Annotated in this window: 14 protein-coding genes; 1 reads left to right on the top strand and 13 read right to left on the bottom strand. The window is 39.0% G+C overall.

The features are described 5' to 3' along the window. Positions 1–16: 16 nt before the first annotated feature. The 7 genes from atpB to WAO84_RS05365 all read right to left on the bottom strand — a co-directional run bounded on the left by atpB (position 17) and on the right by WAO84_RS05365 (position 7,139). A complete protein-coding gene (atpB, locus tag WAO84_RS05395) occupies positions 17–1,132 on the bottom strand; it encodes a F0F1 ATP synthase subunit A (protein WP_340064217.1) in 1,116 nt (371 codons plus the stop codon). 119 nt (positions 1,133–1,251) lie between these two features. Beyond that, complete coding sequence (locus WAO84_RS05390) at positions 1,252–1,638, bottom strand: hypothetical protein (protein ID WP_340064216.1); 387 nt, start codon at positions 1,636–1,638, stop codon at positions 1,252–1,254. A 2-nt stretch (positions 1,639–1,640) separates the two neighbouring features. Then, on the bottom strand, positions 1,641–1,862 hold the full coding sequence (locus WAO84_RS05385) for an AtpZ/AtpI family protein (protein WP_340064215.1): 222 nt from the start codon (positions 1,860–1,862) through the stop codon (positions 1,641–1,643). Further along, entirely contained in the window at positions 1,831–2,247 is a 417-nt protein-coding gene (locus tag WAO84_RS05380; protein ID WP_340064214.1) for a bactofilin family protein, read from the bottom strand. The genes WAO84_RS05385 and WAO84_RS05380 overlap by 32 nt, the downstream gene beginning before the upstream one ends. A 7-nt stretch (positions 2,248–2,254) precedes the next feature. Further along, on the bottom strand, positions 2,255–4,792 hold the full coding sequence (porW, locus tag WAO84_RS05375; RefSeq protein WP_340064212.1) for a type IX secretion system periplasmic lipoprotein PorW/SprE: 2,538 nt from the start codon (positions 4,790–4,792) through the stop codon (positions 2,255–2,257). Positions 4,793–4,927: 135 nt separating this feature from the next. Beyond that, positions 4,928–5,623 (bottom strand): ABC transporter ATP-binding protein, encoded by a 696-nt coding sequence (locus tag WAO84_RS05370; protein WP_340064210.1) that lies wholly within the window; start codon positions 5,621–5,623, stop codon positions 4,928–4,930. Between the two features lie 28 nt (positions 5,624–5,651). Beyond that, a complete protein-coding gene (locus tag WAO84_RS05365; RefSeq protein WP_340064208.1) occupies positions 5,652–7,139 on the bottom strand; it encodes a DUF5687 family protein in 1,488 nt (495 codons plus the stop codon). A gap of 106 nt (positions 7,140–7,245) precedes the next feature. On the opposite strand from WAO84_RS05365, the gene WAO84_RS05360 reads away from it, so the two are divergent. Next, entirely contained in the window at positions 7,246–8,298 is a 1,053-nt protein-coding gene (locus WAO84_RS05360; protein ID WP_340064207.1) for a 2Fe-2S iron-sulfur cluster-binding protein, read from the top strand. A 90-nt stretch (positions 8,299–8,388) separates the two neighbouring features. On the opposite strand, the gene WAO84_RS05355 is transcribed toward WAO84_RS05360, so the two are convergent. The 6 genes from WAO84_RS05355 to WAO84_RS05330 all read right to left on the bottom strand — a co-directional run bounded on the left by WAO84_RS05355 (position 8,389) and on the right by WAO84_RS05330 (position 14,101). Next, a complete protein-coding gene (locus WAO84_RS05355; RefSeq protein ID WP_340064204.1) occupies positions 8,389–8,580 on the bottom strand; it encodes a hypothetical protein in 192 nt (63 codons plus the stop codon). 225 nt (positions 8,581–8,805) lie between these two features. Beyond that, on the bottom strand, positions 8,806–8,994 hold the full coding sequence (locus WAO84_RS05350) for a hypothetical protein (RefSeq protein ID WP_340064202.1): 189 nt from the start codon (positions 8,992–8,994) through the stop codon (positions 8,806–8,808). Between the two features lie 37 nt (positions 8,995–9,031). After that, complete coding sequence (locus WAO84_RS05345) at positions 9,032–9,223, bottom strand: hypothetical protein (RefSeq protein WP_340064201.1); 192 nt, start codon at positions 9,221–9,223, stop codon at positions 9,032–9,034. A gap of 76 nt (positions 9,224–9,299) precedes the next feature. After that, positions 9,300–9,476 carry a hypothetical protein gene (locus WAO84_RS05340; protein WP_340064199.1) on the bottom strand — a complete coding sequence of 59 codons (177 nt, stop codon included), beginning with the start codon at positions 9,474–9,476 and terminating at the stop codon, positions 9,300–9,302. A gap of 141 nt (positions 9,477–9,617) precedes the next feature. Then, positions 9,618–12,752 (bottom strand): eCIS core domain-containing protein, encoded by a 3,135-nt coding sequence (locus tag WAO84_RS05335; RefSeq protein ID WP_340064198.1) that lies wholly within the window; start codon positions 12,750–12,752, stop codon positions 9,618–9,620. Positions 12,753–13,060: 308 nt separating this feature from the next. Then, positions 13,061–14,101, bottom strand: a complete 1,041-nt coding sequence (locus tag WAO84_RS05330) for a glycosyltransferase family 9 protein (RefSeq protein WP_340064196.1) — start codon at positions 14,099–14,101, stop codon at positions 13,061–13,063. Positions 14,102–14,115: the final 14 nt, after the last annotated feature.

The following is a 14,115-nucleotide window of genomic DNA, read 5'->3' as shown; positions in this document are numbered from 1 at the left end:
AATTAAACATTCAATGTTAATGTGCTTCTTCATGTGCATGCTCTTCGGAAGCAAAACCAAAGTACAATGCAGAAAGCATGGTAAAAATATATGCCTGCAATAAGGCTACCATAACCTCTATAAGAGATATGGCAAATGCCAGTACAAACGATAACGGGCTTCCCAGCCAGTTTTTAAAAATGAACATTAACCCTATAAGGCTCATTAATACAATGTGTCCTGCCTGCATGTTGGCATAGAGACGAATAAGGAGTGAGAAAGGCTTAATGAACATTCCCAAAATCTCAATGGGAATCAAAATAATATAAAGAGGCAATTTACCATACCAGGGCATGGAATTACCTAGAGGGTCAAACAAGTGTAACCAGTAATCTTTAGTACCTGTAAAATTTGTAATAAGGAACGTAAGTATAGCCAGTGAAAAGGTTATAGCTATGTTTCCGGTAACATTAACCCCAAACGGGGTAAGCCCAAACATATTTAAGAACCATATAAAGAAAAAGATGGTAAGTAAAAAGGGCATGTACTTTTTGTAATGCTTCTCTCCAATATTGGCAATGGCAATATCATCTCTTACATATAAAATAATGGGCTCAAAGAATCTTCCTACACCTTTGGCAATACCCTGATTATTGGCATATGATCTGGCAAGGCCCCTGAATAAAAGTATCATTAAAAGCCCTGTAATAAGGATCATGAACACACTTTTGGTAATGGAAAGATCCAATGGCTTTACATTGGTGGGGTGATGATCTTCATCGTAATTAATAGTACCCTGTGCATCGGTACGATAAATTTTGCCGTGGTATAAACGGTAGTGCATCCCTCCTGCCTCTACAATCTCTTCTCCGTGATGGAACTTACCTGATGAAAAGAATTTTAACCCTTCATCCCAGAGTATTACAGGCAACGGAAAACCAATGTAAACATGTTCTCCTGAATCATTTGTATAAGAATATAAACTGAAATCGTGTGAATCCTTAAGGTGGTGATTAATGTATTCTTTGATCTCCTGTTTCTTTGTATCTTTATCTCCTGCGGGGGCTTCTTTGTCCTTATCTCCTCCAAAAGCATTAAAACTAAGCAGCAAAATCGCCGCCAGCATTAATTTTGATAAAATTTTTCTTTGCATAGTGCACAAATAAATTCGGTGGCCTAAAAATCGGTGCAAATGTACGCTTTTATCTTAAAATCAAAAAACAATTTTAAGGGTTTGTTCTCCCTTGTTTTTTATGCTGAAATTCAAGGAGTTTAACCGTTGTTGCGAAGTATTTTAATTAAATCGGGAAACTCGATTATAAGACAGGTGAGATACGGTACAAAAAAAGCGGCAAACTCATATCCAGAAGCGTCTCCATCTGCCTTGTAAACAGGGTAAAAAAGAAGAAAAAAGAAGAGAAATTTTAACAGGCTACCTCCCATAAAAATAAACCCCAACTGCTCTCTAAAGGTATTACGCAGGCTAAAAATACTGAACAAAATAAAAAATGCCAACAGAAAATTAATCAGGTATGAAAGTAAAATCCTATCTGCCCATAGGGGATAGGAAAGCGAATGTAATATAAAAAGATGCAGGCAGAATACCAAGGATACGCCCACCAGTAACTTAATGAAAAAGCCCAGTATTGTTTTGTTCACTGCTATTTGTTCAATTTATTGGTTTGCCTGAGTACATTAAAAAGAGCTATACCCACACCCAATAGAGTAAGCACAATAGTATAAGCTCTGCCTTCAGGATTATAGGTTCGATCCAGCCATTTGCCAAGCCAGGAAGCAAGATACACGGTAATGCCCATTTGCAGGGCAATACCGGTTAGGATTATATAGTGATTAAATGGTTTTTTCGGTTTTTGGCTGCTCATTTTTAACTTTTTTGGTAGCAGCAGCGTGCCCGCTTCTCATATTACAGGTAGCGTTAAAGGTGGCGCCTGGTTCTATGGCCAGTTTGGCAACTACCACATCACCTTCAATATCTGCGGTTGTTTTAAGGGATAGCACATTGGAAACGAATAATTCTCCGGAAAAACGGCCTTCAATATCGGCATTTACGCACTCTACTTTTCCTGTAATAGAACCGTCTTTACCAATTACCACTTTTCCCGAAGTTTTAACACTGCCGTTAAGTTCACCATCTATCCGGAAATCACCTTCAGAAATGATATCTCCTTTTATCTTGGTGTTCTGACCTATTCTGTTAGGTTGTCCGGATACTTCTGTTATTACACTTTTTTTGTTTTCTGAAAACATATGAGCTTTAATTTATAGGGTTAAGGGAATTCTCTTTTTTCAGATAATCGGCCAGATTTTTGTGAATTTGAACTATTTTATAATTGGAAGTTAAAAGTACGAAATTCTCATGATCAATCAGGTACTCTTTATTGATTCTTAACAGTTCTTCCAGCCCTAAAGCACGGTCTTTACTTAAAAGCCCATGTACTACTACAAACATCTGCTCTGTAGTATATACATCCTTAGAGAGGTACAGGTTTCTGGCAGGAAGCTCTGAAATGGCCTTCTCTACTTTTTTATAAAGTTTTGAGATCTCTGCGGTATCTTTTCTGTTAAAAGGAAAGACCAGTTTCCAATTTTCCTTAGAAATACTGTCTTCTATGAACACCCTGTTTTCCATTTGCTTTACAGACTCTTTGAGTATCCTGTCTGCTTCTTTACCGGAAGGATCATTAGGATAGTTAAGCGCAATGTAATTTAGGGCAGTTTTATAGGTTTCCAGGCCATAGAGCCTTCCGGCGGCATTAGCCTTTAAAAGTTCAAACTTAACTGCTATGGGTTCACCGCTGTAGGTACGCGCATATTTTTCTGCAAGCGCAATTACTTCTTCATAATTTTGTGTCTGGTACTGTTTATACAATGCAGTATATCGTGCATCCGGGCTGTCTTTATCTTCTGAAAGAACAGCTTGGGGGTTTTGAAGTAACTCTGCATACCGGGAATCGGGATGATTGGCAATAATTTCCTGTTTTAAACTAAATGTACCGGTGTCGTTACCTGTGATCTGATAGATCTTATATAAATTGTATTTAGCAGGCAGAACTAGTTTTTCTTCGGGATTATTTTCAAGAAGGGTTTCCAGGCGGCCGGCCGCCAGAGTGTACTCTTTAAGTTTCTCTTTATAAATAAGTCCTAATTGATAGTATGCAAAGTCTCTTTCTTTTCGAATACTGTCTAATTGTGTTTCATTGGGCAACTTGTCCATATACGTAGCTATATCGTATATATCTTCATTTGAGGTATTAGCAGCCAGACCTTCTGTATTAAGCCTGTTGTCTTCCATAACGGTTTTATCGGAAAGACGCCAGTTGTCTTCTAAAGGGCGTTGTCCCCATTTTTGCCGAAAGTCATTCTTTCCATATCCTACAATGTTTATATTGTAAAAGTAAAAGCGGTCACTTTCTTCGGCATTCCCCGCGGTATTGAACCCTGAAGCAATACCGGTATCTGCACTTCTTTTTTCGGCTTCTTTTTCCTCTGCTTCCTTTTTAGCTTTTAGGTCAGCAATATATTTTTCAAAATAGGCCGTACGCTCTTCATCAGGTAGTTCGGCAACGTGAATGATACTGTCATTTGCCTGAGCAATGGTCTCATACTTGATAACATCTTCCAGGTTGGTTCTCTTCTTAAATATTAACCGGTACTTACGGGTATTCTCTTCCAGGTTGGTAAGTGTACTATCATAATATGCTCCGGCTATTTTATACTGGGTGTCTTCAAAGTTAATAGCAGCCAGATTTTCATAATTAAGTGCATTAAGGTAGGTATCCGGGGAGTTAACTCTAAGTGACCTGTTAAAATAATCTATAGCCAGGGGTATGGAATCCTGGTTTAAGTGAAACATTGCTAACTGACGGTATATTCTATCCAGAAACGGGCGGTTTTCTCTATTATTGGCAAGTTTATTGAGAAGTTCAAGCATCATTTCTTTATCTTCTGAGGCCGGGTCAAAGTTTTTTGCCTTTTCCATATGGGCATTGATCATGTACCTGCGGGGTGATTTTCTGTTGAGTGCGATTACTTTATCGAAAGCCATATTGGCACTGTCCTTATGACCCAATTCATTATAAAGCTGGCCTACAATATAATGATAGCGACCCTTTTCTTCATTTTTTCTGGTATATGCGGCGGCAACTCTCAGTTTTTTTACGGCACTGTCCAGTTGTTTAAGATTAATATAGGCCTGGGCCATTATGGCGGTGGCATCGGCATATGTTTGGTCCCTGAGCTTTTCCTGTCGCAACAGGCGTTTTAAATTTTTAAGTGCAAGCTCTTCATTAAAAAGGCGAAGGTTGGTTTTTTCCCGCCATACTTTGGCGTCTCCTATTTTATCGCTATCGGGGTATTTGTAGAGAATGTAATTAAATGCTTCCAGAGCAGGCACAAAACGCTGATCGTAATAACGGGCCTTACCCAACAGTAAAAATGCTTCATCCGTTTGCGGATTGCGCTCTCGGTTCTTAATATTCATACTGCGTTTTTGAATGGCCTTGGTTGCTTTTTCCTCAGCTCTTTCGAAATTAGGATTAGTCTCGGTTCCCGGAAGTATGATTTCTTCTTTGATGTCTAACCGCTCTACCGGTAGTATTTCCCAATAATTATCTCTGTAGGTACGTTGCAGCGTCTCGGTTCCCTCTTCCAACGCTTCTTTACCATTATACAATACGTTGTATTTGGTATTGAGGGCATGCCAGTTACGATTTACAAAAGCGTCTTTTCTCGTGGAGCAGCTCCACAAGAGTACCAGTAAGGCAATAACCCATATGTTAAACGATTTTTTCAATGAAAAAAGCTTGTGCTTTGTTAACTTAAAAGTTTGCAATTTAGTATTCCAAATAGGAAAAATACGCAGCTTTTGAAGTAAAAATATAAAAAGCCCTTAAAAAAGGGCTTTTTTGTATAAATGGGGTAGAAGAGTTTATCCTGCAAAAAAGGCTTCCAGTTCTTTAAGTGTTTCGGCAGAAGTTTGGATATCTTTTACGACCTCTCCTTTATTGAGAACCACGATACGCTCACATACTTCAGTTACATGAATAAGGTCATGGCTCGATATAAGTACAGTGATATCCTTATTTTCGGTAAGCTCTTTTATTATTTTCTTGAGTCGTATTTGTGTGGTGGGGTCTAAGTTGGCAAAAGGCTCATCGAGAATTATGACCTGTGGATTACCTATAAAAGAAGCCACAATACCGGCTTTTTTCTGGTTTCCTTTGGAAAGGTCGCGAAGGTATTTCTTACGCCCTGTCACCTCCCCGTTAAAAAACTCTTCAAACTGGGCTATAAGGGCATCAATATCGGCTTTGTTATGGCCTCTTAAATCACCTATGAAATAAAAATACTCTTCGGGAGTAAGGTACCCAATGAGAAAGCTCTCATCTATAAAGGCAGCCGTTCCCGGTTTCCACGCTTCACTCTCATTAACTTTTACCTCGAAGCTCTCAATATAGCCGGTAGTAGGACGAATAAGATCGAGTAAAAGACTGAAAAAAGTGGTTTTTCCTGCTCCGTTATTACCTACCAGACCAAAACTTTGCCCTTGCGGTATGTCAAGCTGTTCTATGTTCAAAACTGTATTTTGACCGTATTTTTTTGTAAGATTATGTACTGATATCATAATGTGTGTTTTATTTTAAAATAAAAAGTTATTCTCCCTGTTGTTTAAATCCGTTAATCATGGCATACTTGTTTTTACGATAAGAAGCCGTAATAAGGTTCATCAGGTAATCTTTTACCAGTAAACCTAAAATACCCAGACCCAGTAAAACTCCGGTGGCGATTTCTGCCGAGAAAAGTTTATAGATAAGGAACCATATACCCATAGGGAGCAACATTAAGGGCAGGCTAACCAGCCATTGCGCGGCTCCGGTACCCTGATAATTCATAAAGGGGCTTTTCTCCAGATCAATGCGTTTTCGGTTAAATGACCCTGCGTAGAGGAGTACCGGAATATTGATACCAATGTTGTAAACAGCACATGCGGTATTCAGCCACAATATATTCCATCCAAAATACACGTACGGAGTACTTAAAATATACAAAACAATAACGCTAAAAGTCATCAAGCCCAACTTAGAGGCCAGGTACTTTCGCAGAGGTATGTTCTGAGACATCATCATGGAGTAATAGCTACTGTCCCAGGCCGGTATGAACTGGCCAAAGTTTATCATAAAAATACCGGTAACAAAAATACCTACAAATACAAACATCACGGGCATTTCATTGTGATATACGTCCTGAGGGTAAAAAATAAGACCATATGCCAACAAAATAAATGCCAGCCAAATAGTAGTTCGCGGTCTTTTATTACGCCATATTAATTTTATGTCCTGTTGAAGGAAAGGCGCTATATCACCAAACCTGCGGGTCCAGCTGAGATCGGTAGTACTTGCCTCCTGCGTTTTGGTTTTTAGAGATACATCCAGATAAAAGTTCTTTTTAAGAAAGTTATAATTCCAGAAATACATCACCACTACCATAACTAAAGGTATTACAACCCAAACCGGATTGGCTACCAACACATCCATAAGACTGCCGACCCATTTGCTTAGCTTAAATATTTCAAAGTATTCAAGCACAAAGAAGGCTACCGCTACCAAAACAAATGGTAAAAACGCCTTAAGGTTCTCAGCAAATTTCTTTTTTATGATAAAATTGGTGTAATTTACTGTAAGTATCAGAAAAAAGATAGCAAATGTCCAGCCTGCCATATTTACGGCCCCGTACCCTCCTTCTACAGCACACATAATAGCAAAAGGAATGATTCCCAACAACGGAAGAACATTGAAAAATGAAACGAAAGCCCTGAGCAGAACATAATGTACTACTTTCCCTTTTCTAACTGGTATGGGCATTAAAGGTTTAATATCCATTACAGGAAGGGTCTGCATAAAAAAACGGAATAGCAATTCAAAACCGATCCAGACAATGATGAAGCTGTTGACAATTTTTAGCGGGTCTTGATCAGGAAGTGTTTTTTTAAGCAGGGGGAACAATCCAAACCCGAGGCCTAAGAAAACAAGGCCAAAATAAATTACCAGAAAACCCATTAAAATGCGAAGACCTATACTTTTTCCAACACTGGCCGATCGAAAAAAGGACTTCCACTGAAGTGAAATGAAGTGTGTAAACATAAGATAGTTGATTGGTACTTGTGTTAATTGTACGGTATTAGTATAAAGTTACTACTGTTTGTTACAATCCGTTCCAAGTTTCTTATTTTTGATCAAAAATTGCCAAATGACATCTTTTCATTCTCTTAAGATAAAAAATATTGAACGTATTACCCCCAACTCGGTAGTAGTAACTTTTGCGGTTCCCGGTTCGCATATGGCTGATTTCCGGTTTGATGCAGGACAATATTTGACTATTAAAAAAGAATTGAACGGGCAGGAGCTGCGCCGTGCTTATTCAATTTGTACCGACCCGGGTGAAGGCGTACTTAAAGTAGGCATAAAAAAAACACCGGATGGTACGTTTTCCCGTTATGCAAACACAGACCTTAAAGTGGGCGATGTATGGGAAGTGCATCCGCCGGAAGGGCGTTTTACATTTAAACCCGATGCATCCAAAAGCAGAAATATAGCTGCTTTCGCGGCAGGTAGTGGTATTACTCCTATTATGAGTATCATGAAAACCGTGCTTAGGGATGAACCCAAAAGCAGGTTTGTATTGATTTATGGAAATAAAAGCCTTACCGAAACAATGTTTTATGATGAGATCATAGAACTTACCAAAGAGTACCCTGAAAGATTAAAAGTGCATTTTGTATATAGCCGTTCGCAGGAACCGGAAGCTCTTTTTGGGCGTATAGAACGCTCTACGGTAAATTTTATACTTAAGAATAAGCATAAAGAACGGTTGTTTGAAGCTTTTTACCTGTGCGGCCCCGAAGAAATGATCAATACTGTTTCAGATACTCTTAAAGAGCATGGTATTGATGAAAGTGCTATTAAATTTGAATTGTTCTCTACACCTGTTGAAGAAGGGACACCGGAAAAATTACCGGAGGGAAAAACACAAATAACAGTCATTCTGGACGATGAGGAAACTTCTTTTACTATGGATACTTCCAAACTCGTACTGGATGCTGTACTGGAAAAAGGTATAGATGCGCCCTATTCCTGCCAGGGAGGAATTTGCAGCAGCTGTATTGCCCGCATTACCGAAGGTAAGGCCGAAATGGTAAAAAATCAGATACTAACAGATAGTGAGATCGCAGAAGGGCTCATTCTTACCTGTCAGGCTCATGTACTTACTGATCGCGTTCGTATTGATTATGACGATGTGTAGTAACATGTATAAAAGTACGTGTGAAACTTTCTAAAAGTGCCTTATTCAAAAAAAGAAGACTGAAAAACAGTCTTCTTTTTGGTAAAAGTTTTACAGAGGAAAACAATCTGCGGACACATCCACACATTGTTGAAATTCCGGTGGTAAATTAAAATATTGTTCGCAGGTTACTTCTAGCGGGCCATTGTATTGATCACAAATGTGTCCGCAGGAACATCCTGCTATGATTTCCTTTTGTGTCTGTTTGTTTAAAGCTTTTCCAAAATTTGATATTTGCTTCATGGTTAAATAGTTATAATAATTGATAATTATGAAATTCTTAGTTTAAAAAGCGATTAACAAGTCTCATCACAGGGAGTGCTTTTTGCCGGAGCAAAGTACCATGATTTCCCATTGCGCTTTTTATTCAATACTTCATCTGTTTTAATACGGTTTTACGGGTACACAGGAGTTGGTTAGACTGTTAAACGAGGAAGGCTGAAAAAACAGCCCTCTTTCAGTAAAGTTTTAAGGGTCACAGGGTTCAAGCATATCTACACATTGCTGGAATTGCGGCGGCGTCCTGCGGAATTGTTCACAGGTCACTTCGATGGGGCCGTTATAAGTATCACATATATGGCCACAAGAACATCCTGCTATGATTTCCTTTTGTGCCTGTTTGTTTAAAGCTTTTCCAAAATTTGATAATTGTTTCATAATGAAATATTCATGATTATTGATGAGTATAAAAATTCTATTGTGGAAAGCATTCAACGCTTACCATTACGCACATCTGAAATTGAGGAGGTAAATTAAAATATTGCTCACAGGTTACCTGTATGGGGCCATTGTAATTATCACAAGGGTTCCCACAGGGGCACCCTGCTATGATTTCCTGTTGTGCTTTTTTGTTTAATGCTTTTCCTAGGCTGGATAGTTGTTTCATAATTATTAATTTGAAAATTTATAGAAATTATGAACCCTTAGCAGGGCTCTATAAAAAGTAAGTAACAATAAAGTGATTACGGTATGCAATCTGAACTTGTTAGTACACAAATGCGAAGTTTAACGGGCATTTTAAAGAATTCTTCACAAGACACTACGAAGGGCCCGTTATAATCTCTGCAGGGATTGCCACCCACAATGTTTCTAAGTTGTTCTCTTTTGAGAATACTTGCCCGTTTTAAAGCTTTTTTCATGATGTTTTAATTATATAAATAATACTTGAAGGGTTGTATTTATAAATCAACTCTTAAATATAAGATTTTTCTTTATAAAAAGAAAGTTAAAGCGTTTTATAATTGTTGTGAATTATATTTTATAGATAAATAAAATCTCTATTATTTAGTTAATTGTCGCGCCTGATCAATTAATTCCTGGAGATTTTTTTCCGTTTCAAGTACCTGGCCCATAAAGTCAAGTATGGCAGCGGGCGGAGCGTTTCCTACGCTTTCATCTAATATTTGTAATTGACTCAAAAGATCTTCTTTAGCTATTTCCAGGCTGGGTTTCAGTTCACTAATACTTTTTAAAAGACCTTCGTCACTGGTTTTTATACGATTGAGCTTTTTAACAAGCATATCTGATTTTTCGATAGTTTTATCAAACTTAAAAGAAGTTGATTTGTACTCCTTAAGGAGTGTTTCTTTTGAAAACCGTGCTGAAAAGGGCTTTTCATCATGAGCCTTCTTCCAGTAAATTTGTTTTAGATCAAGAAAAGTATTATGTGCCTTTTCGCTAACAGTGGACCAGTCTGCACTTTTCTCTCTTAAGTCATCGAGTTCTGCTTTTTCCTTACGATAGCGTTCCTGTAAACTTTTGGCATATACTACATTCTCTGTTGCCGTTGCCTCATTTTCCTTAATTTTTAAAAGATGATCTTCCATTCCTTGCTTAAAATCAGGATCGTATTTTTTAAGCTCATACTCCAGATCTCTCACCTTATCTTCGGCTTTATCTCTAAGATCGTCTTCTATTTTGTAGAAAGCCGCCTGAAGTTGCGACAACTCCTCTTGTAAAAGTGCCTGCCGTACCTGAAGTTCCTGCCTTTTAAATAGCATAGTTTGGGTATATTGTTCTTTATCTTTTACACTGTCATCGGGTGCGGTATAGGTTTCTATAATTTCAGAGCTATATTCCCCCAGTTTATTCTCAAGTTTGGACATTCTGGCTTCAATGGGCTCACGATCTTTTTTTGTTAATTCTTCCATATTCGTCTCAAAATGGTCTAATTCATCCTCGGCTTTTTCTTTAGCTTCCTGTAACTCTTGAATTCTCGCTTCGTCTTTTATGGCGTCCAGCTTTTGCAGTGCTTCCAGTTCTTCTGTAAAACTTTGGGTTTGATGTTTTATCTGGAGTTCCTGAGCTTCCTGCATTTCTACCATTTCATGAATACTTTCTCCCAATGCTTCCAGTTTACTGATATTAACTAGTGCTTCGCTTTTTGCCAGTTCTGAAGAGGTTAGGCGTGTCTTCGGAGCCATGATATTCCCGGTATCCTCAATATCGATTTCACTAATGTGTGAAAGCATCCGTTTTTGTGTTTCTTCATATTCGGCTTTTAAGATGTCGGCAACATTCCCGGTATGAATTCCTTCCGGGAACTTTTGATTAAAATAGCGGTCTTCTAACGGAATCGCTTTTTGTCTGGTTGCTGAATAAATAGCTTTTTCAGGTTCATCCAGACCTGGAAGGTTCTTTTCGATCCCCAGAGGTACTTCCGGTTTTTCTTTAGAGACGAGTTGCTTTAATTTTCCCAGGGCTTCTGTTTTAAGGACCATGGAAGGAATTACATTGATCTTATCGCCAAAAAGCTTGCTCTCTGTAGCACTTTTATGTGCTCCTAAATGATATTTATCTTCCCAATAGCTTACGTTATACTTATGAGATTCCATAATCAGTACATCTATCATCTGCTCCCATTGTGGTATGTATTTTTCTTTTAAAACGGCTTTAGGAAGTGCCTTTAATGCTGTATTGAGCCTCACTTTGGGAAAGTAAGGAAACAGATTCTTTTCTGTAGAGGTTTCGGGAATATAAGAGGTAACGGAAAGATTGTCAACCAACAGGTAGGTAGCCATATAGGTTAAAAATCCGGAAAGCGCTTTATGATTCGCTTTCATCATACCAGGTAACTTTATGCTGTTTACGGCACTAAGGCCCAGTACATTACTTATTCTCATAACCTCTGCCATGATTTTTCCGGATCGCGTGTCATTACCTTCCAGTTTTCCGGCAGTATCCTCATAAAGCTCAGGAATGTCTTCAGGAAGTACTCCCATAGTTTTTTGCAAATTGAGAGCCGTTTCTTTAGCTATATTCTGAAGCTCATCTACCGCATTAAGAATAAGCGTGGGCTGCTCAGCATGTTGTTGTACCCAGTTTTTTATAGCCCCAACAGGCACTCCTGTGAGCACTCCGTTCCCGTCTGGCATTAAAAATGTATTTCCGGAAGACTGTCTTCTTATTACGGCTTTTATATGTGCCTCGGTAGTTTCGATGCTCATATTAATTTGTGAATTGGCACCATGCCCCACTTCATCTACGGGATGTGTTATATACTCGGCTATGGCCATACCCCGATAGGGGCTATCGAGCTTGATAAACCCGGAAAGCATAAGAAGGTGTAACAATCTCTGGTGGGCAAGGGTCATTTTGCTATTATGGTCTGCAGATACGGTAAAATACCCCTTCGGGTCGGCAGCATACGTATGCCCATAAAGGACCCCTCCAAAGAGAAAATCACCAATACTGCTCACCCATCCTTTTTGTTTATCTTCTGCTACATAGCCTTCCGTTCCCTCCACATTACGGTATAACGGAATGAAAGTTTCAAGTTCAAAACCGGTTAAGCGCTGAACCACTGCTTTCCCGCCAGAAGGAGGTAAAAGTGCCATACGCGAAATTTCCTTTCGCTGAACCGCTCCTTGAGCAAGGGCTCTGGCACCCATAATATCGGCTTCTTTTTCCAGGTAGGCATCATCATTTACAGGCACTTTATCTTTCATTTGCCGGGTAGGCCTTACTCTGCCTTGTTTTTGCTGCACCACATGCCATGCTTCATGTGGGAGATGCTTTTCCTGCCCCGTACCCAAATGTATTTGTGTACCCTGAGCAAATGCATGGGCCTGTAACTGTGCCGGAACAGAGGAATTATAGTGCACCTTCACATTATCCATAGAGAGGCCAGAGAGGTTTTCTATACCGGTTTTGAGGGTATCCGGAAGGCCGGTATGGTTTTGTTTTCGCTGAACAGCTACCGGAAGAACTGATCCTGTTTTATTGGAAAGTTCCTGAAAATGAGAAGCTTTTTGAACTCGTGAACTATTGTTTGCCATTTGCTGATAAACACCTGCTCTTTGTGAGCCTGAAACTTTGTTGGTATGTATTTCAGATATATCTCCATGAACTCCGTTTCTACCAGACTCGGCATTTTTAACAGAAGGTACCTTGTTTTTTTGGGCATGGCGTTTCATAAAGGTTTTTTTGGTTGTATATCTGAATATTCTTAAAAGTAAGAAAAACTTTTAATTACCCGGTTACTCTTATGAAATCACTTTCTGCATGAGATAATGACTACAACAAAAAATACGCTGTAGCTTTTTGACACCTTATTAAAATGAAAACCCCTTTTTATCTATCTAAAAAAGGGAACTGGAAATGGATAAACGTTTTTCTGAAAACTTAAGGCCGGTGGTCAAAAGTTACCTCATAAAGGGTAGTTACCGAATTAAATTGCAGGTTGTAGATACCTGATTTTAAAGTATTGTTTTGAAAAAGAGTATTATTTAACTTCTCTGAGTACCGTATTATAAACCAGATCCGGGGGTATGGTACGCATAACCTCTTCATAACCTTCGGGAAGTTTTTTACCATATACGGAGGTAGGTATGGCGGGATATTTCGTCCGGTCTGCCAGGATCATGAGATCTTCCGGCTGTTGGTACGGTGCAAAACCCGCATAAGGATGGGTTACTCCCCAAAGTGTAATGGTTTTTACACCAAACATAGCTGCCAAATGCGCATTTCCACTATCCATAGCAACCATAATATTGAGGTTTGATATAACTTGCAACTCTTCTTCAAAAGACAACTTACCGGCTATATTTATTACAGAATTATAGTTGGAGGCTATTGTTTCAAGAACATCGGTTTCCTTTTTACCTCCTCCAAAAAGGATAATTTTGAATAGCCCGTTGGCATCAAGCTGTTTTATAACCTCTTCCATAAGGTCTAAAGGATACATTTTGCCTTTAAAAGCTGCAAAAGGAGCAATCCCAATCCAGGGTTTCTGCCCTTCACCTACCATTTTATTTACAGGCGGGGTGAGTGTTCTTTTAGTAAGAAAAGCCGGCGTTGTAAGCGAGATGGGAAACCCCTGCTTTTCAAAAACATCTGCATATCGCTGATGGGTAGTTTTTATGGGTTTAAATATTTTTCCTGAAGTTCGGGTCAGGGCTTTTTTTTCTTTCCTCCCTTTATCTATTTGTTGTACCGGCAACCCCTGTAGTGTAAAAAATAATTTAAGGATATGGGTGCGAAGTACACTGTGAAGATCTGCTACGGCATCGCATTTCAGACCTCTAAGTTCTTTTGACAATTGGTAAAGTCCGTTTACACCTTTGTGTGTACTATTTAATTGAGCCCCGTAAAACGTTACATTAGGAATGGTACTAAAAACAGGAGCAAAGAAAGGACGCGATACTACGGTAAGTTTAAGCTCTGGATATTGTTTTGTCAATGCCAGTAAAACCGGAACAGTCATCGCTACATCACCCATAGCAGAAAGCCGTATGACCAGAAGATGGCGTGAACTGACAGGCATATCTGCTTTCATGG

The organism is Ascidiimonas aurantiaca, from assembly GCF_037646345.1.
Classification (GTDB): Bacteria; Bacteroidota; Bacteroidia; order Flavobacteriales; family Flavobacteriaceae; genus Ascidiimonas; species Ascidiimonas aurantiaca.
Note: the sequence above shows the minus strand (reverse complement) of the source record. Positions and strands in the feature narration are given on the sequence as shown.

Bases quoted from the DNA above. Each gene is read 5' to 3' on its own strand.
- WAO84_RS05330 (WP_340064196.1), bottom strand. From the start codon at position 14,101: ATGCCTGTCAGTTCACGCCATCTTCTGGTCATACGGCTTTCTGCTATG.
- WAO84_RS05380 (WP_340064214.1), bottom strand. From the start codon at position 2,247: ATGTTTTCAGAAAACAAAAAAAGTGTAATAACAGAAGTATCCGGACAA.
- WAO84_RS05340 (WP_340064199.1), bottom strand. From the start codon at position 9,476: ATGAAAAAAGCTTTAAAACGGGCAAGTATTCTCAAAAGAGAACAACTT.
- WAO84_RS05385 (WP_340064215.1), bottom strand. From the start codon at position 1,862: ATGAGCAGCCAAAAACCGAAAAAACCATTTAATCACTATATAATCCTA.
- atpB (WP_340064217.1), bottom strand. From the start codon at position 1,132: ATGCAAAGAAAAATTTTATCAAAATTAATGCTGGCGGCGATTTTGCTG.
- WAO84_RS05345 (WP_340064201.1), bottom strand. From the start codon at position 9,223: ATGAAACAACTATCCAGCCTAGGAAAAGCATTAAACAAAAAAGCACAA.
- WAO84_RS05335 (WP_340064198.1), bottom strand. From the start codon at position 12,752: ATGAAACGCCATGCCCAAAAAAACAAGGTACCTTCTGTTAAAAATGCC.
- WAO84_RS05365 (WP_340064208.1), bottom strand. From the start codon at position 7,139: ATGTTTACACACTTCATTTCACTTCAGTGGAAGTCCTTTTTTCGATCG.
- WAO84_RS05355 (WP_340064204.1), bottom strand. From the start codon at position 8,580: ATGAAGCAAATATCAAATTTTGGAAAAGCTTTAAACAAACAGACACAA.
- WAO84_RS05370 (WP_340064210.1), bottom strand. From the start codon at position 5,623: ATGATATCAGTACATAATCTTACAAAAAAATACGGTCAAAATACAGTT.
- WAO84_RS05350 (WP_340064202.1), bottom strand. From the start codon at position 8,994: ATGAAACAATTATCAAATTTTGGAAAAGCTTTAAACAAACAGGCACAA.
- WAO84_RS05360 (WP_340064207.1), top strand. From the start codon at position 7,246: ATGACATCTTTTCATTCTCTTAAGATAAAAAATATTGAACGTATTACC.